The following is an 18,165-nucleotide window of genomic DNA, read 5'->3' as shown; positions in this document are numbered from 1 at the left end:
GTATACGGAACCGTACGTACGGTGGTGTGAGAGGACGGCGGCTGTGAGGCCGCCTCCTACTCGATGACACGGATCTTACTCAACGCGTCTGCAACGCCTCCAACCGCGCCGGCAAGTCTTCCTTGGGAAAACGCTTGTGCAACGCCAGCAGCTTCTCATCAGCAGCCTTGGTGTCCCCCGCCTGGCGCAGGCGCAAGATTTCCAGCAAGCCTTGCTCAAGCGATGGCAGTGCAGCCGGCGCCGGTTTGCTGATTTTTTTTGCAGTCGTATCCGCCAAGGATTGCATCGGGATGGCCGGGGCTCGCGTCAGCTCGCCTTGCGGCGCCATGCGGGTGATCGGCGCGGGGGCGGGTATGGCGGGCGATGGTGCAGCGGCAACGGCGGGCGCTTGCCGCTCGGCGGAAAATTCCATCGAGGCAGGCGCGGACAGAGGCTCCTCGGGCACTGGGGACCGCAGCACCAGGCCGATCATCAGCGCCACGCCGGCGACCGTGGCGAAGGCCATCTGCCCGCGCGGCCGCTGACAGGCCTGTAGCCAGCGCTTCCACAAGCTCGGTGCAGGCGTCGGGGCTTCACGGCGGGCGGCGGCCAGGATGAAATTGTCGAGCGAGGCCGGCGGTTCACCGCTGGCGTGTTGGCGAAAATGCTTGATCAACATCTCTTCATCGGAATTCGGCGCGTGTTTGCGGTCGATCATGCGGGTACCTCCTCGGCCAACAGTCGATGCAATTTCTGTTGGGCGTAACGCAAGCGGCTCTTGACCGTCTCCAGCGGGACGCCGGTCAGGGCAGCAATTTGTGGCACTTCCAAATCGCCGTGCAGGCGCAGCAGGAAAACTTCCCGCTGGTCCTCGGGCAATGTCTGCAGCGCCGCGTCCAGGCGCGCCTGATCACGGCTCAGGCTCAACTGTTGCTCCGGGCCGCTGCTGTCGTCGGGTTGGACGTGAAGTTGTTCGTCATAACTGTCATGCAGCGGATTATGGACGCCGTGTCTGCGCCAGTGATCGATCAAGCGGTTGCGGGCGATCTGGAACAACCATGTACGAAAACTCGCCCGGCCTTGTGGCTGGGTGGTGCTGCGGATCAGGCTGAGCCAAGTGTCCTGGAAGACTTCCTCAGCCAGTTCGGCTTTGTTGCTCAAGGACACGAGGAAACGATAAAGCCCGAGGCGATGGCGCGCATACAGGACTTCGAAAGAAGCCCCGTCGCCATCGCGGTAACGGGCCAGCAGCGATTCGTCGCTGGGAGAATCAAGCACAACGGCCATGTCGGTGACGAACTCCTTTCGCTGATCAGGGTGCAGGCTTGAGGCTCTGCGCAAGCTCCACCAACTGCACAAACTCCGCTCGCAGCCCGAACGGGTCTTCGCCGCGGGCCGAACGCGCCAATTGCGCGGTGTTCTCCAGGCTCATCGTGCCAGTGTAGCGCCCATCACCCTTGAGCTGCTGGGCGAAGGCAGCCACGGCAGCGGCGAAACGCAAGTCATCGCTGGGCTTGTCATTCTGCTGAGCGGCAGCAACGGGGTGCTCGATCAAGCGACTTTTACCGCCTTCAGCCGGTTTGTAGCGTACGCGCAACATCGCCATTTCGCCTGGCGTGCCGTCCGACTTGGGCACGCTGGCATAGCGCAGCGGTTCCAGCCAGCCCTTCTCACCCTTCGGGACAATTTCATACAACGCCGTGACTGTATGCCCGGCCCCAATCTCACCTGCATCAACCTTGTCATTACTGAAATCCTCACGCTTGAGCGCGCGGTTTTCGTAGCCCAGCAGGCGATATTCGCTGACTTGGGCGGGGTTGAACTCCACTTGTAACTTCACATCCCGAGCCACCACCGCCAGGGTGGAGCTGAGCTGGTCAACAAGGACTTTGCGCGCTTCGAGCAGGTTGTCGATGTAGGCGTAGTTGCCGTCGCCGGCGTCGGCCAGTTGCTCCATCAAATGCTCGTTGTAGTTATCCACACCGAAGCCCAGTGTGGTAAGGGATACGCCGCTTTTGCGCTGGTCCGTTGCCATCTGCTTGAGGCTGTCGAAGTCGCTGATGCCGACATTGAAATCGCCATCGGTGGCCAGCAGGATGCGGTTGATGCCTTTATCGATAAAGCTCTCCCGCGCCATCTGGTAGGCCAATTCGATGCCCGAGGCGCCAGCAGTGGAACCGCCTGCGCTCAGTTGATCGATGGCGTTGCGGATCTTCGCCTTTTCGCGGCCCGAGGTTGGCTTGAGCACTACATGCGATTCGCCGGCATAGACCACCAGAGACACTCGGTCCTGGTCGCGCAATTGGTCCACCAGCAATTTCAGGGTGCTTTTGACCAGCGGCAGGCCTTCGCGACGATCCATGGAGCCGGAAACGTCCACCAAAAAAACCAGGTTGGCTGGGGCCAGGTCCGTCACGGCGCGGTCGGACGCCTTGATGCCGATGCGCAGCAAACGGGTGTGGGGGTTCCATGGCGATGGAGCGATTTCGGTGGTCACGCCAAAAGGCGAACCGTCGACAGGCAGCGCGTAGTGGTAAGGGAAGTAATTGACTATTTCCTCAAGTCGTACGGCGCCGTCGGGCGGCAGACTGCCTTGATTGAGCAAACGTCGCACATTGGCGTAGCTGCCGGTATCGACATCAATGCTGAAGGTCGAGACCGGTGTGTCAGCGACGCTGTGGATCGGTTTGTCCGGCAGTTTTTCGTACTGTTCCCGCGGCTCGACGCGGTAACCCCCGACGATGGCATCGTTCGCCACGCTTGGGGCAGGCGTTGGTGCCGGTTTCATGAGCATGCGCTTGACCGTCGATTGACGTACTTCGGCGATCTCGCCTTGCGGTACGACGCTAGGCGCCACGGGCACCGGTTCGGACGGATTGGCAGTCTCCCGGGATAAAGACAACCCACAACCGGCCAACGCCACCAGCAAAGTCACGACGAAGCCTTGGGCAGCAGGACGCATAAAGGGAAGTGGACGGGACATGGGCTGAACCTCGTGAATGAATGATTCGTACGCAAGGTCAGACGCAGGGCTGGAGTGACTCGGGTTAAGGCTCGAAAATTTTTTGCAGCAGCTTGCAGGTTAATCACAAGCTGCTGCGCCGCTTCAACCCAACACGACCTCCATGACGGTCTTGCCTTTCCCTTGCCCCTGCGACACTTGCGCGAAGGCGTCGTTTAAATCCCCGAGGCGAAACCGGCTCTGATCCACCTTGATCCGCAACTGCCCAGCCTCGATCATTGCCACTGCCTCGCAGGATATGGCCGTGATGCGCACGCCCCTTTCCGGTCAGCAGCGGCATCAGGGTAAACACCCCTGAATAACTGGCCCCTCGGAACGACAAGGGTGCGAGACTGTGTTGGCCCCAGCCCAGGCAACTGAGCACGTGACCGGTGTAGGTCTTCACTGCGTTGAACGAAGCGTCCAACGTGGCGCCGCCAACGGTGTCGACGTTGGCTCGATCGACCAAGCCTTCCCAGGCCGTGATGAACACCAAAGGCAAGGCTGCCGCCTCGCGCATGCTTAATGCGCGGGGCTTTGGCGCGATCAGCTGTGCGTCGACGGCGATGTATTCGCCGCTTACCAGCCGCTGGCAGGAATCTCGCAGTCAAGGCCTAGATTGGGTCTTGCTCGATAGCGAGTGGACAAGCTGGCTCAGATCCGCGAGGTTTTGATCAGAGCTCGCCGTATCTTGCTGGCGCAGTTGATGAAATAGCTCGTATTGCGACTCGGCATGCTGCTTGGCCAGGTCATGAGAAACTTGGCCCGCGTTATCAAGAATTTCGCGGTCGTTCAATTTCAGGAAACCATCAAGCTTTCTCACCCACTCAGCCATGGACATTGGGATACGACGCATGGCTTGGCCTTCCGCAAACACCAAGTATTGCTCGACCAGATTGTTCAAAGCGCTAAGTTCTTCTGCCGAGAGGTAGTTTTTGGCATTCGAGATATCCTGTTTGCGCACCTTGGCACCGCGCCAGTTGGTCAGGCCCATGTGGGGTTTACCACTGTCCGCACGATTGTGAATAAGCTCGGCCGCAGTCTGCCCGGTAATTGCCCAGTGCACTTTGTTTTGCACGGTCTTGAAGAAGCTGATGCTCGCCTCCTGAGTCGGGTCGTAGTCCACACTGGTGGCGTAGATGTCAGTAATTTTCTGGTAGAAGCGTTTTTCGCTGGTGCGAATATCCTGGATGCGCCGCGTCAGCTCTTCAAAGTAGTCGAAAGGCTGATCGGGATTTTTCAGGCGCTCGTCATCGAGCAAAAAGCCTTTGACTATGTAGTCACGCAACTGCCGGGTAGCCCACTGACGGAAGCGCGTTGCAGTATGGCTTTGTACGCGATAACCCACGGAGATAATGGCGTCCAAATTGTAGTGCTTGAGATTGCGCTTTACCTGGCGCGTACCTTCCTGACGAACTACTAAGAAATCCTTAGTGGTTGCGTTTTGATCAAGCTCACCCTCGCTGAAAATGTTCTTCAGATGCATCAACACGTTCTCTGGCGTGGTGCTGAATAACTCTCCCATCAAGGCTTGGGTCAACCATACGGTTTCATCTACAAAGCGCACGTCCAACCGGGTTCGCCCGTCTTCACTCTGGTAGATGATGAGCTGCGAGGTATTGGCGTTATCCGGGCTCATATCTCAACGACTCCGACTTGGTCAGCAGCGCGACCAGTCCCAAATGTAGCCTCCTCAATATTCCTGTGTAAGGAGCCTGACGAATGCACAGCCTCTTCAATCACTAACCACCTCCTGTATCTCCCGCCAAGCGAAATTGCTTTGCGCTGTTCCCAGATGCTCGCCTCGCACGCGAAGCTCTTCGAGTTCCCGTTCGATACGCTCATGGAAGATGGATGCGGGCAGACCCCGCTCGCTTTCGTACAGATGGGCCTGGAGCAATCCCAGGGTCAGCGGCCCATGATCGGAGGCCAACAACCGCCACAATGGCTGTGTCCGCAACCGACGAAACGTAGCAATGGCTGTACTGGCTTTCATGCAAGGCTCCCCAACAGAAGAGCTGCCCATGGTAAACACAATGTGCGTCGAATCTACCTCGAATCAGGTCGGCTCATACTGCTTCAGAAAAGGCCTACAACAAAACTTACGGATTGTAGTCAGGGCTCCGACGCCAACGCCGAACCATAAACACGCTTTCCCCGCCCTGGAAAATACGCCGCAGCCCCCACGCCCACCGCGCCCATCACCGCGCAATACCCCACGCACACCCAAGGGCTCCAAGGCACCAGCGCGATCAATACCAACGGTGTCATGCTGGCCCACAGCGCGTAGGCGATGTTGTAGGTGAACGAAATGCCGGACACGCGGATCTTCGGCGGAAACAGGCTGACCATCACTGAAGGCACCGCGCCGACCACGCCGCAACTCAGCCCGGCCACGGCGTAGGCCAGGCCCAGCCAGGCGCTGCCGCTGATCAGGCCGGCATAGAGCACGGCGATGCCCAGGGGCAGCAGCAGGCTGTAGAGCATGACCGTGCGCCAGGCGCCGATGCGATCGACGATGAGTCCAGCCAGGACACAGCCGATGTTCAGGAACACGATACCCAGGCTACTGAGGGCAAAGGTGTGGCCAGGTGTCAGGCCGAAGCTTTTCTGCATCACGGTCGGGGTGATGACCACGAACACAACCACGGCGGAGGTCAGCACACAGGTGAGGATCGCTGCGGGGAGCAAGGCGTGGCGATGGTCACGCAGGACGGTGCGCAGCGGCAATTCAGGCGCGCCTTCGCGATTGGCTTGCAACGCCATGAAGATCGGCGTCTCGCTCAGCCAGCGACGCAGCCAGACGCCGATCACGCCAAATACCCCGCCCAACAGGAACGGCAGGCGCCACGCGTAGTCGAGGATTTCCGTCGGGGTGAACATCCGCGCCAGCGCGGTGGCGGTCAAGGCGCCGAGCAGGTAGCCAAACGTCAGGCCGGCCTGGAGAAAGCCCAAGGCATAGCCGCGGTGCTGCGGCGGCGCATGCTCCGCGACGAACACCCAGGCGCTGGGCACTTCGCCGCCCACCGCGGCGCCTTGCAGGATACGCAGCGCCAGCAACAGCAACGGGGCGAAATAGCCGATTTCTGCGTAGGTCGGCATCAGTCCGATGAGCAGGCAAGGCAACGCCATCATGAGGATGCTCAGGCTGAAGACGCGCTTGCGACCCAGGCGATCGGCGAAGTGCGCCATGAGAATCCCGCCCAAGGGGCGCGCCAGGTAGCCGGTGGCGAAAATCCCGAAGCTTTGCAGCAAGCGCAACCACTCGGGCATTTCCGGCGGGAAAAACAGCTGGCTCAAGGTCAGGGCGAAGAAAACGAAAATGATGAAGTCGTAGATTTCCAGCGCACCGCCGAGGGCGGCCAGGCCCAAAGTCTTGTAGTCGGATCGGCTGAATCGCGCGCCTGGTAGATGAGTGGTGGCAGTCATGGGCATCGTTGAAAAAATTGAAGACAGTGGCTCAGGCAGTGGGATTCGTGTCCACCGGCTGAGTCAGCGGTTGGCCTGGCTCGGCGTCTGCGGCCTCGTCATCAGGCAGGAAATCCTTGCGGCTGCGGGCAATCGCCTGGCGTATCTCGTCGCCCTTGGTGGGGCAGTTCAGGAGGCGGGCGATGCCGTCCGGTTTCTGCGTCATCGCCATACTCCGGCATGAGTGAACAGGGGCTCGATAGTGCTCGCTTTTGGCCCACGATGCCAACTTCCGTGACGATTGGCCGGCTTGGCGCCCAACGGGAGCAAGTTCGCTCATTACCGGTTTTTTTGCTGTTCGGGTCAGCGGTGGTAGCGGCGCACCACGCTGCTGTTGCGCAATACGTGGCCCTTGAGTTTTTCCATCAGTTGGGCGCGCGTCAGGCCGGCCGGCAGGGCTTCCGGCGCAAGGTCCAGGGCGAATATCTGGATCAGGTAATGGTGCGCACTGTCGCCGACAGGCGGGCACGGGCCGATATAGCCATGGGTGTTCTTGCTGTTTATCCCGCTCATGCCTTCCAGCGTGGATTTAGTGCCCGCACCCGTTGGAATCTGCCGCGTGGTGGCCTTGATCCCGTAATGGACCCAATGGTCCACACCCTGCCCTCGTTGGCCGTCGGGGTCGAGCATGACGATTGCATAGCTGAGGGTGCCAGGCGGGCCGGCGTTCCAGCTCAGGGCTGGGGAAATATTCTTGCCGCCGCAGGTGTTGGCGTCACTGGCGGCCGCGGCGGTGAAGAGGCGGTCGTCCGACACACCGGGAATGCTCAGGGTGAAACGCTCTTCGGCCTGGACAGCCCCTTGTGCGCACAGCACGAAGGTGACGGCCACGAGCCAGGAAGAAAGGGAAGTCAATCGGGTCATACCGGGCACCTTAAATGCGATTCAGGCCATGGACGGCCTGCGAACTATAGCCGCAGGGCCAGCCCGGTTGCAGTGACAATTATGCTGAACCTCATTCCAATCAACCGACTCCAACGGGAAATGCCTGTCGGAGAACGACCATGCCCATGCATCAAGTCGCCCGCCTCGCTGATGTGCGAGAAGACCGCGGCCTCGAAGTCACCCTCAACGACGCGCCTATCCTACTGCTGCGAGCTGGCGGACAGGTGCGGGCGTTCCAAGGCAAGTGCCCGCATGCCGGAGCGCCGCTGGCCAAGGGGGCGGTGTGCCACGGACGGGTGATCTGCCCGTGGCACAAAGCGGCGTTCCGCGCCGAAGACGGCGCCTTGTGTGAACCGCCGGCCCTCGACAGCCTGGAGCGTTATCACGTCGAGGTGCGAGGCGATGACGTTTGGGTCGATGATCACCCCCTGCCGGCCGAAAAAATCCCCCCGGCCGACGACCCCCGCACGTTCGTCATCATCGGCGCCGGAGCGGCCGGCACCGCCTGCGCGGCGGCGCTGCGGGAAAAAGGTTTCGGTGGCCAGATCCTGATGATCGACCGCGAAGCCGAGGCCGGCTATGACCGCACGGTGTTGAGCAAATACGTGCTGGCCGGCGACATGGCAGCGAAAGAAACCCCGTCCTTGCGCGATGAAAGTTATTTCACCCAGCAGCGCATCGAACGACGCCATGGCGAAGTCGTCGGCCTTGATGTTGCGGCGCGCCAAGTCCGCCTCGCCGACGGCACGTTGCTGGGCTATGACGCGGTGCTGATTGCAACCGGAGGGGAGCCCAGGAAGCCGGATCTGCCCGGCAGCGGTTTGTCCCAAGTCCTGGTGTTGCGCTCGCTGGCCGACAGCCGGCAGATACTCGAACAAGCCAAGCCAGGACAACGGGCAGTCATTATCGGCGACAGCTTTATCGCCATGGAAGTCGCCTCGTCCCTGCGCAAACGTGAGCTGAGCGTCACCGTCCTGGCCCATCATCCGGTGCCGTTCGCGGCGCAGTTCGGCGACAGCATCGGCAAGGCGATCCTGGCACGCCATCGGGCCAATGGCGTGGTCTATCACAGCGACGGCGAGGCGGCGCGAATTGAAGGCGCGAGCAAGGTTGAAGCCGTGCTGCTGGATAATGGCCAGCGCTTCGCGGCGGACCTGGTCATTATCGGCGTCGGCATACGCCCCGCGACGGAACCGTTCGCTGAGCTGCCACGGGCGGATGATCGCTCATTGATGGTCGACGACGGCATGCGCGCAGCCGATGGCGTATGGGCCGTCGGCGACATCGCTACCTTTGCGCTAAACGGCCAGCCTCGGCGTATCGAGCATTGGCGCCTGGCCCAGCAACAGGCACGCATCGCCGCGACGAACATGCTCGGCGGCGAAGAGCATTACCTGGATGTGCCGTTCTTCTGGACTTACCACTTCGGCAAACGCTACGACTACCTCGGCCACGCCGAGGAATGGGACGAGGTTCAGTTCAAAGGTACGCCTGAGCATCCGCCTTTTATCGCATTGCTCGGCAAGGACGGCCTCGTCGCTGCTGCCGTGGCCTGCGATGAAGGCCGGGCGATGGCGGCGCTGGCCCAGCGGATGAAACAGCCGCTGCCCGTGGATGAGGCTTGGCGGCTGGTTCGGGATTTTTCGGCGTAGCCTATACAAAGTAGTGCCTATGCAGAATGGTCCGCCGGCAGATGGATTACCGACGGCCGTTCCAGCGGCGCCAAGGGCGCAGGTAGCATGTCCGGACTCAACAGGTGGAAATGCGGCACCACGTGGCTGATGTCGCCCTCCTTATTGTTGTGGATAATCTTGGAACCCGGCTGGCGCAAAGTGTCCAGACGCTCGTCGGTCAACTTGAAGCTGGCGCTCAAGCCCAAATCGTCCACCACTGGCGCCGGCAGTCGGCGCTGGGCGAAGCTGCGGCTCTTGCGCTGCTGATAACGCGCCCAGGTGATCAGGATGATCGCGTTGACCAACGCAATCCAACCGTAGATCTGCAAGGTCCCAAGGGTCTCCAACAGCGAACCGCCCAGCCGCGGACCGGCATGGCTGTCGAACAAAGGCCACAGCCCGTTCACCAGCAAATACAACAATCCGACCCACGCCAGTACCGTGAAAAACACATCGATGACCACCAGAAAAGGCCGTTGCCGGGTCCTGATAATTTTCATCGGATCACTTCCTCTTCTTCGTCATCGATCGGTTTGATCCCGCGATCCGGGCTGACCCAGCGCGCGCGTTTCTGATGCTGACCGAACAGCACTTTGGGAAAACTCACCAACGTGGTGAACAGACTGATCAACCAGAACACCAGCGGATACCAGACCACCCAGAACATGATGTGCCACAGGCCTTTCTCGTAGCGGCGGTCGATCAGGATGCTCACCGCGAACTGCATCAGGCACACCACCGCCAGCAACAGCCCGGTGAAGGCCGGCGGCATGAGATGGTCCACAGCAATGGCGGCGGGCATCTCGATGAATTTCCCGGCGCCCCAGAAGATCACCGACAGCAGGAAGGTGAACGCCCAACCGGTGGACAGGCAATATTCGAACAGCAACGGCCACAGGTAGCGGTGGCGGTATTGCCAAATGCCACGGATGTTCTTGAACAGCACTTCGGCACCGCCCTGGGCCCAACGCAGGCGCTGGCGCCACAAGCCGCGCAGGGTTTCGGGCATGAGAATCCAGCACAGCGCGCGCGGCTCGTAGAAAATGCTCCAGTGATCCAGTTGCAGCTTCCAACTGATGTCGATGTCTTCGGTGATCATGTCCGGGCTCCAGTAGCCGACCCGGTGCAGGGCCGTGCGACGGAACGCGACGATCACGCCGGACACGGTGAAGATCCGCCCGAAGACCCGCTGGGTACGCTTGATCAGGCCGATGATCGAGGAGAACTCGCCGACTTGGACCCGGCCTATCAGGGTCGAGCGAGTGCGGATACGCGGGTTGCCGGTCACCGCGCCGAGGCGGGCGTTGTCCAGCATCGGCGCCACCAGGTAAGCACAGGTATTCGGCGCCAGCAGCGCGTCACCGTCGATGCACACCAGGTATTCGCTGCGCGCGGCGATGGCGCCCATGCGCAGGGCCACGGCCTTGCCTTGGTTTTCCGCCAAGTGCAGCACCCGCAGGCGTGGATCTTCAGCCGCCAATTGATCCAACACTTGGGCGGTGTTGTCCTTGGAGCCGTCGTTGATGGCGATGACTTCAATGTTCGGGTAATGCTGGCCCAGCGCCGCGTGAATAGTGTCGGCGACGTTATCGCCTTCGTTGAAGCACGGGATCAGGATGCTGATCAGTGGCTCGCCGGCCAGAGGCGGCGGCAAGGTGTCGTCTTTCCAAGGCCAGTGACGCTCCCAGTGCAGCCAGAAATACAGGCCGCCGGCGATCCATAGCCCGGACATGAACAGTGGGTAGAAGAACACGAAGTCCATCAGGAATTGCCCGGTGACCAGGAAGATCAGGCCCAGGGGCACCCCAAGGACAATCGCCAGCACCAGGACGGCGAGCAGTCTGTCGAGCATGTCAAGGATTCCACTTGTTGGAGAGCGCAGGCCGTACGGCTTTCACGGCGGGCTGGTCTTCGATGAAGTTGTCCGGGTAGTAGCCGAAACTGGTCACGCCCTGGCGCTTGAGGCGCCCCATCCAGTCGGCCAATTGTTCGCCTTCGATGTCGGCCACCGGCTTGCTGTGCCAGTCACGGGCCTGCAGTTCGAACACCGTGCGCTTGAGCGCGCCGGGACGAGCCTTGACGGTTTCCACCAGCCGCTCGAGCCAAGGACCGGATTGCTCGCGGGTCTGTTTTTCCATCAACGGCATGGCCATCGGTGCCGTCCAGTCATAGGCGGCAAGGAAATCGTCGAGGTTCTGCGCAAACCACGCTTCGCTTTGCGGGTTGAGCATCGGCTCGGCAAAGATGTTGCGCGCCGTGCGAACCTGCGGACCGCGAATAGCCCGGACCTTGGCGGTCAGCTCTGTGGTGAAGTCGATCAGGTAGCGACTCTTGAAACGGGTCCAGCGCTGCATCGCCGCCGGGTCATCGCGCAGGGCGGCGACGGAGGCCGGCAAACCGTTAGCGGCATAGACTTTCATCGCGGCGGGGCCGGCGTCCTCGAAGTCGGAGAACACTGCGTCGTCATGGTACAAAACGCCGTCCACCGAGCTCATCCGCGCCATGTCTTCGTAGATCTCACCGATGACTTTGCGCACGTTCGGGTCGAACGGCGACAGGCGCACGTATTGGTCCGGGGCGACGCCCGTCTTGCCGGTTTCGGGATCCCAGCGCTGCACTCGGGGCAGTTTCGGGTCGAGGGCAAAACTCAGCACCGGCATCCAGGCATATACCTTGACGTTGGCCCGAGTACGCAGTTGCCAGGCAACCCGATCGAACAAGTCGGCGCGTACTGGCAAGTGACGGTTGGAAAAGTACAGCGAGTGGACCAAACCGTCGCCTTTCGGGTCGGCGAACGCTTGCAGGAACACGGTGTTGGCGCCCAAGTCGTAAACGCGCTGGACCAATTTGCCAACGTTGGCTTCCTGCTGCACAGGGTCTGGGTCGTAGACATAATCCAAGTCGACATGGACCACCCGCATCGGGTCGATTGTTTGTACGGAAGCGATGCTCTCGGCGAAGTGCGCCCCATCGGGGTCGGACGCCACCAGAAAACGTGGGCCGCTCATCAGGTTATCGAGGCTGTCGAGGCCGTCTTCCAGGGTCAGGGCCATTTGATAGCCCTGGTCGCCAATCACTTGCAATGCAGTGCCATCGGCTTCCCCATAAGGCCAGACCCAAACGCGCGGGCTGTAACCGGTGACTTTGCGGATTTTCTCGGAAATGGCCGCCACGTCCTTGCGCAGGCGAGCCTGAAAATCGGTTTCGGTCTCGTAACGGCCGGTGGCCGGGTCGTAGCGCCGGGTGGTCGCGGCGGGTTGCTGGTTGCCTTGCGGGTTGGCGAGGATACCTTTGTGGTTGGCATCGGTGTGGGCCGCGATTTCCACCAAGCCCGATTTGGACACTTCGCGTATCTGCTCCCAGGTCAAGAACTCTGAACGCTTGCGCGGCACCCCGGCGAAGTCCACCGGCTGATTCATCGGCGTATCGATCCAGCTCCCAACCGGGGCCAGGATAGCCGGCCAGTTATAGGCGCGCAGAATGGGCATGACGCGGGTATAGAAGCTTGAGTAGCCATCGTCGAAACTCAGCAACACCGCACGCGGCGGTAGCTGCGGACCGCCGTTGCGGGCGGCGATGATCTGGTCCACCGTCACCGGTTGATAGTTGTTCTCCCGCAACCATGCCAATTGCTCGATCAGGCGCTCGGTGCGCACGGCTACCAAGCCTTGGTCGGGGTCGAGGTCTTCGACATCGTGATAGGCAATGCCGAGCACGTGGTTTTTTGGCCACGGAACATCGTTGGCGGCTACCGGCCGTTGCGAAGGCGGAGCGAATGCCGGGGCTTGCTGGGCACAAGCGCTGATCAGCAAGGCTCCCAGCAGAAGGATGAATCGCGAAATGACGGGCATTTTCAAACTCTTCTAGAAGCGATAGGTGAGATCGACAAGCAGGCGTAGATCGCTTTCACGATCGCCGTCGTAGGGGCGGTTGAGCCAGCTCAGTGCAGCGCCGGCCTCAAGCACGTCGTTCCAGATCACGCGCTGGCCGTAGCTGAGCAAACCCATGGCTGCGGTGCTGTAGTCGCGCTGGCTGTAGGTACCGGCGCCGGCCTGGAACTGCTGGCTCCAGGTGGTTTCGTAACGGCGGTACAGCACGTGGTTGGCGCTGACAGTTGGCATGACGCTGAAGTCCGATTTCGGATTGAAGTACGGCACTTCATCGGAGCCGCTGTTGCGACTGGCACCGATCTCCAGGCCCAGCTCTACTTGCAATCTCGGGGCGCTATAGATGCCTTCGCGGCCCGTCAGCAATGTCTCGAGGCGGTTGTTGCCATCGCTGAAGTGGGACGGGCTGACATCCAGTCGCCATTCACGGCTTTCATTGGCTCGCCAGCGGACGAAGCCGCTCCCACCGTTGGCTCGAATGCCGCTGTTGAGCGCTCGAAGCGGAGTGTTGGCCGAGAGGTAATCCAGGCTGCCGCCGTACTGCCAATGGTCATTGATGTCCCGGGCCACGGCCACGCGTGCGCCTTGTTTGTCACCGGAGCCATACGAGTGGTTGGACACTTCGGCTTCGAGGGTCATGTCACGGGTGCGCCGCTCCACTCCCAGGCGCTGCCAGCGATGATGGCCTGTGCCCTCTTCGAAATCGCCGGTGGCGTAGCCGGCACCGCCGAACAGGCGCCAGTCCTCGTCAATGGGCGGGCTGTACAGCAACGTTTCAATACCAAAGTCCCGGCTGCCGGTGACTGCACCGGCATCGCCATTACCGCCGCCGTAACTCTTGCCGGTATAGGCTTCGATGCGCAGTTCGGCCATGTCGTGGACTTCGCGCTGGCGTTGCAGGCGTTTGACGTGAGCGTTCTCCGGATAGCGGGCAACCACGTCGTCGATCAGCACGTCCATCTGCCGCCATTCTTGCAAGTCCATGGCAGTACGGGCCTGGGCGACTTCCAGGTCGCGACTTCGCGGTGTCGTGGCCTCGACTTCCTTGAGCAGCATCTCCGAACGACGCGGCCATTCACGGGCCTGGTACAGATCGGCCTGGGCCAGGCGCAAACCGATGTTGCCGGGGCCTTGATAGACAAGATCGTTCAGGCGCGCTTCGGCCGAAGGCAGATCAGCGCCGTAAGTGCCCGCCTGGGCGGCCAATTGTTGGGCATCCATCCACTCGTCGTTAGGGTTGCCGATGGGCAGGCCCTTGAGTTCCACGCGTGGGCGCTGGGACTTGGCCTGGTCTTCGGCGAGCGCGCGAGCCTCTTCGGATCTTTCGCTTTCCAACAGTGCGTAGTAAAGCGCGGTGCTGTCCTCGAAACGATCCGCAGGGTCGGCATCGGGCGCGGTGAGCACACGACGGTACAGGTCAACGGCGATTTCTGGCTCACGCTGCTCCAGATAGGAAGATGCAACCCAGCGCAAGGCGTAAGTTGGAATACTGACCCCTTCAGCAATCAGCTTCTGGTATTCGGTGATCACTTCCGCCCGGCGAGCCCGGGCGTTGAGGGCGCCCATGCGATCGATCCGCCAGCGCAGCACGTCGTCATGAGCTTCGGCCACCGGGGTCCAGGTGGCCAGCAGTTTGTCGTAATCGGCCAGGGCGCGATCTGCGATGACAAAACGCTCCTTTTCGCTGCGACTGGCCATGTCCGCCAGGCGCACCCGCTCGGCCGCGACATCGCCTTCGAGCCTGCGCTGCACGCCACGGTCGATCAATCCAGGTTGAAGACGGGCCAGGCGCAGGGCCGGCTCGGGCAACCGGGCGCGTTGCAGGGCATGGATATATTCGCGCGCGACTTCGGGCTTGTTGCCACCTGCGCGAGTGAAGGCCTGGTCATATTCAAACAACGCTCCGTGGGGGTTGTCGGCGCGGGTCAGGGCGTAGCCAAGGGCCAATCGGCGCATCGGGTCTTCAGGCTTCGCGGCAACAAGCGCCCTGGCGCGGCTGACGGCTTCGTCAGGCTTGCCGGAGTCGGCCTGGGTCAGGGCCAGGCCGAGTTGCAGGTCAGGATTCTGCGGATCGATCGCCAATGCCCGACGATACAATTCAGCCGCCGAGTCCCAGCGCTTGAGATTGCGGTAGGCCCGGGCCGTAGCAGTCAGCGCTTGAACCGGCAAGTCGCGAGATCGCCCCTGGGTTTCGTAGACGTTTACCACCTCGGCATCGAGACCGGCCCAGCTGGCGATCTGCAGATGATCACTGACCTGCGCAGTGCTGACCTGACCGGGCGGAACCTGGCGCAAAATGGTCAACGCGGGCGCGTGATGGCCCGCCCTGGCGTCGAGCACCATCTGGTCATAAGCGGAGTCGGCAAACGCCACTACCGGCCAGCACAATTGGCTGCACAGCGCGACGCGAAAGAACGGGCGCAAACCGAATTGAATAAGAGGACCCACAGTACGCGGCATTCGTCAGCATCCTTACATGGCCAGCCGGGTCGCAGTGCCCCCTTGCCCATCAAACAGGAGGCCGGATCAAAGGAACCCAGCCAAGCTCTAACGTGCCTAGTTTTGCATTCTGTGAAGGGTCATCTTCCGGAACGCCATAATTCTTCAGAATCCATGCAGATTTCAGCGCTGACTTTTTTCGATGAGCAAAAAAAACGGCCCTTGCGCAAGGCACGGGCCGGTCTTGGTGTTACTGAGGCGGATTACTGAACGGCGACACCGCCACCCAGCTTGCTCATGACGAATGCCGAAAATTGTTCGACTGTCATTTTCTGGCCATTGAAATCGACCTGATTGTTGGCGTAGTGCAGGTTGGTGACAACGTCGTTGCCTTCAAGCTTCGCCAGCTCGGAACCTATCGCCATGGCGCTGAACATATCGCTGGTGGCAGTGGCCTGGTCAGCAATCAGTTTGGCGTCGGTCTGACCTTCCATCTGCGCCTGCACGGTCAGGAGATCCACCAGCATTGGCTTGGATACTTTCACCTTGAAATCCAGCAGGGCGAGCAACTGACGGCCCAGCTCATCTGGCGGAAGGTCCATGGATTGCGGCTTGGCCAAGTCAACGATCAGGCTCGCGCGGCTTTCACCGTTGGCGGTATTGAACGACAGATTTTCCAGCGCGACTTGCGGGCCACCCGCCAGGAGTTTCTCCAGATCTGCCTTGACCTGTGCTTCTTCAGCCTCGGTCAGGTTCAGTTCTGGAGCCGGTTCGCCAGTTGCAGCCGCCTCGGCAGCCGCTTTTTCATAAGGCTGCAGTTTGGACTGGTAGACCTGCATCAGCGACATGGTGGCAGGGATGTCCAGGTTCTTCAGGCTGACCGCCATCTGTGCAGAACCGATAACCTTGTCGTTGAAAGACAATTCGCCGATCTTGTAGTCGGCACGCCCCGAAGCGCTGGTGCCGTTCTCGCTGCTGTTGTTCTTCATTTCGAAGCTCTTCAGGCCCAGCACCGATTTCGGTTCGCCAAAACTGGTTTTGCTGTTGCTCAGCAGCAGGGTGTTGTCACCCATGTAGTAGCCGTAGGTGCTCTTGGTCAGATTGCTGGCCAATGTCAGGCCATTGAATTCGACTTGCACTGGGGTCTGGTCTTCGGCGACGGTGGTCAGCTTGAAGCTGTCCATATAGCCGTCGGCCTTGATCTTTTGCGCTTGGGCACTGGCGGCCACATCGATTTTCAGACCGGAAAAGATGAGCTGTGTTTGCTCATCCAGCTTGGTGTCCAGGGGCAGCAGCTCGACTGTACCGTTGCTGGACTGGTCGTATCCCAGGTTAACAACACCTTTGAGGGGAGACTTGTCCTTCGCAGCCACAAACCATTTTTCAGTCAGCGGGGTGCGCTCAAGTTCGGTGTGACTGGTAGCCATGACTGGCAACCATTTGAGCGTAATCAGGCGCGAAAACGGCAGTGGCCCGTGTTCGATATTGTCCACGAACAGCAACTCGACCGGCTCACCACCAAACATCTCGCCTTCGCCCTTCAGACGATAATGCGCGGTACTGCTGAACGTGCCACGGTCCAGGGAAACCAGTTCGATGGAAGCTGTGCCATTAGAGCCGGCCAATGCGGTTTGCATTTGCTTATTGCTGTCGGCAATAGCGGTGTTCAGCACTCCTTCGAGTTTCGTGCCGGTATACCAGGCGCCACCTGCGCTGACCGCACCGATAACCACAACGATTCCCAGAAGTACGCTTGCTGATTTATTCATGAGTGACCCGATCGTATTCCATGGTTGAAAAAGTCGCCGTCTTCCTTGACCCGCAAGGGCTGTGGCTCGACGCGGTAAAAGTGGTGGGGAGATTAGCATCAGGCAGGCCGGCAAGCCCAATGTTTAAAGGGGAAAAAGCGCGTTCTTGCGAAATGGTCTACGAATATTGGACTTCAATCTCGTCGAGTTGGTGATCGAACGTCTTTAACCGTGCCGTCCAGGTGTAGACCAACACTTCGAAATCACGGTTGATGACTGCCGCACCCGACGAATCGGCACGCCCATCGCAAAAATCCAATTGATAGCGCTCCCGAGCCATGGCGTTGGCAACGTCGCACAGTTCGCGGGCATTGTTGAGCCAATGCCAGTCATTTTGAGCAACTTGCTTGTCCAAGGCGACGCATTGGATTTTTAGGGCTTCGAGGCTTTTCTCCAGCGGGGTGCCGGTGAGTTCTCCCATGACCTCTTGGAACGTGCGCCCCGGCTGCCAGTAACTTCCCCAGAAATAGCGATCAAACACCGTTTCGACCCGCCGTAGGGCGACCTTGGTATCCCAGATCAGCACCAAGGTCTTGCCCTGCTCGAGGTGTTTTTTCTTGATGCGCTGGCCCTGAAGTGAAGCCCAGGCGACGATGGCGATGGATATGACACCGATCAGCGCGGACGCGCTATCGAGGAAAATGAGTGCTTTGTCGATCTGGTGAGTCAGCATCACACCATAAAAGTAGGTGGCCGAAAGCAGCACCAAGGCAGCAGTAGCGCACCAGAAGCCAGGAGCATAAGGGTTTTTCATTATTGGAATCCCCATGACCAGTCATGTCGCGGGCGCTTGTTGCAACGCCCAACAATCAAAGCATAGCAACGGCTTCGGGGATTGCCGGGCAAGGAGAGCAATCAGGGAAGCGAATCCGATTATCGGCCTCAAAACGACAAAACCCCTGGCTGCGTTGGCAGACAGGGGCTCTGGGAATTCAATCTTGACGATGACCTACTCTCACATGGGGAAACCCCACACTACCATCGGCGATGCATCGTTTCACTGCTGAGTTCGGGATGGGATCAGG

General features: G+C 60.4%; 15 protein-coding genes, 1 rRNA gene and 1 pseudogene. 1 reads left to right on the top strand and 16 read right to left on the bottom strand.

Annotated elements, in window-relative coordinates:
- Positions 1-79 precede the first annotated feature (79 nt).
- The 9 genes and pseudogenes from HU806_RS20800 to HU806_RS20760 form a co-directional block, all read right to left on the bottom strand.
- Positions 80-697, bottom strand: a complete 618-nt coding sequence (locus tag HU806_RS20800) for a hypothetical protein (protein WP_186613911.1) — start codon at positions 695-697, stop codon at positions 80-82.
- The gene (locus HU806_RS20795; RefSeq protein ID WP_186613909.1) at positions 694-1,266 is read right to left on the bottom strand and encodes an RNA polymerase sigma factor; all 573 of its coding nucleotides are present in this window, start codon (positions 1,264-1,266) and stop codon (positions 694-696) included. Before HU806_RS20795 ends, HU806_RS20800 begins: the two co-directional genes overlap by 4 nt.
- Before the next feature lie 25 nt (positions 1,267-1,291).
- Positions 1,292-2,962 carry a vWA domain-containing protein gene (locus HU806_RS20790; protein WP_186613907.1) on the bottom strand — a complete coding sequence of 557 codons (1,671 nt, stop codon included), beginning with the start codon at positions 2,960-2,962 and terminating at the stop codon, positions 1,292-1,294.
- A gap of 123 nt (positions 2,963-3,085) precedes the next feature.
- Positions 3,086-3,554: pseudogene (locus tag HU806_RS20785) on the bottom strand (zinc-binding dehydrogenase); the annotation flags it as partial.
- 33 nt (positions 3,555-3,587) lie between these two features.
- Positions 3,588-4,619, bottom strand: coding sequence for a virulence RhuM family protein (locus tag HU806_RS20780; protein WP_186613905.1), 1,032 nt, complete (start codon positions 4,617-4,619; stop codon positions 3,588-3,590).
- Between the two features lie 96 nt (positions 4,620-4,715).
- Positions 4,716-4,976 (bottom strand): DUF3375 family protein, encoded by a 261-nt coding sequence (locus HU806_RS20775; RefSeq protein WP_238350211.1) that lies wholly within the window; start codon positions 4,974-4,976, stop codon positions 4,716-4,718.
- A 119-nt stretch (positions 4,977-5,095) separates the two neighbouring features.
- Entirely contained in the window at positions 5,096-6,409 is a 1,314-nt protein-coding gene (locus tag HU806_RS20770) for an MFS transporter (RefSeq protein ID WP_186613903.1), read from the bottom strand.
- Between the two features lie 31 nt (positions 6,410-6,440).
- Positions 6,441-6,614, bottom strand: coding sequence for a hypothetical protein (locus tag HU806_RS20765; protein WP_186613901.1), 174 nt, complete (start codon positions 6,612-6,614; stop codon positions 6,441-6,443).
- Positions 6,615-6,751: 137 nt separating this feature from the next.
- Positions 6,752-7,312: a YbhB/YbcL family Raf kinase inhibitor-like protein gene (locus HU806_RS20760; protein WP_186613898.1), complete on the bottom strand. Its 561-nt coding sequence runs from the start codon at positions 7,310-7,312 to the stop codon at positions 6,752-6,754.
- 140 nt (positions 7,313-7,452) lie between these two features.
- On the opposite strand from HU806_RS20760, the gene HU806_RS20755 reads away from it, so the two are divergent.
- A complete protein-coding gene (locus HU806_RS20755) occupies positions 7,453-8,985 on the top strand; it encodes an FAD-dependent oxidoreductase (protein ID WP_186613896.1) in 1,533 nt (510 codons plus the stop codon).
- A gap of 17 nt (positions 8,986-9,002) precedes the next feature.
- Here HU806_RS20755 and pgaD read toward each other — a convergent pair whose 3' ends face one another.
- The 7 genes from pgaD to rrf all read right to left on the bottom strand — a co-directional run.
- Positions 9,003-9,506, bottom strand: coding sequence for a poly-beta-1,6-N-acetyl-D-glucosamine biosynthesis protein PgaD (gene pgaD / locus HU806_RS20750; RefSeq protein ID WP_186613894.1), 504 nt, complete (start codon positions 9,504-9,506; stop codon positions 9,003-9,005).
- Positions 9,503-10,858 (bottom strand): poly-beta-1,6-N-acetyl-D-glucosamine synthase, encoded by a 1,356-nt coding sequence (gene pgaC / locus HU806_RS20745; RefSeq protein ID WP_186613892.1) that lies wholly within the window; start codon positions 10,856-10,858, stop codon positions 9,503-9,505. The genes pgaD and pgaC overlap by 4 nt, the downstream gene beginning before the upstream one ends.
- A 1-nt stretch (position 10,859) precedes the next feature.
- Complete coding sequence (gene pgaB, locus HU806_RS20740) at positions 10,860-12,857, bottom strand: poly-beta-1,6-N-acetyl-D-glucosamine N-deacetylase PgaB (RefSeq protein ID WP_186613890.1); 1,998 nt, start codon at positions 12,855-12,857, stop codon at positions 10,860-10,862.
- Between the two features lie 12 nt (positions 12,858-12,869).
- On the bottom strand, positions 12,870-15,353 hold the full coding sequence (gene pgaA / locus HU806_RS20735; RefSeq protein ID WP_186613888.1) for a poly-beta-1,6 N-acetyl-D-glucosamine export porin PgaA: 2,484 nt from the start codon (positions 15,351-15,353) through the stop codon (positions 12,870-12,872).
- A 242-nt stretch (positions 15,354-15,595) separates the two neighbouring features.
- Positions 15,596-17,101, bottom strand: coding sequence for a YdgA family protein (locus HU806_RS20730; RefSeq protein WP_186614006.1), 1,506 nt, complete (start codon positions 17,099-17,101; stop codon positions 15,596-15,598).
- Positions 17,102-17,258: 157 nt separating this feature from the next.
- Positions 17,259-17,894, bottom strand: coding sequence for an NADH:ubiquinone oxidoreductase subunit N (locus HU806_RS20725; protein WP_186613886.1), 636 nt, complete (start codon positions 17,892-17,894; stop codon positions 17,259-17,261).
- A gap of 182 nt (positions 17,895-18,076) precedes the next feature.
- A 5S ribosomal RNA gene (rrf, locus tag HU806_RS20720) occupies positions 18,077-18,165 on the bottom strand; the annotation flags it as partial.

The sequence above is a fragment of the Pseudomonas sp. SWRI154 genome (genome assembly GCF_014268645.1).
Taxonomy (GTDB): domain Bacteria; phylum Pseudomonadota; class Gammaproteobacteria; order Pseudomonadales; family Pseudomonadaceae; genus Aquipseudomonas; species Aquipseudomonas marvdashtae.
The sequence above is the reverse complement of the archived record's forward strand: the minus strand, read 5'-3'. Positions and strand labels throughout refer to the sequence as shown.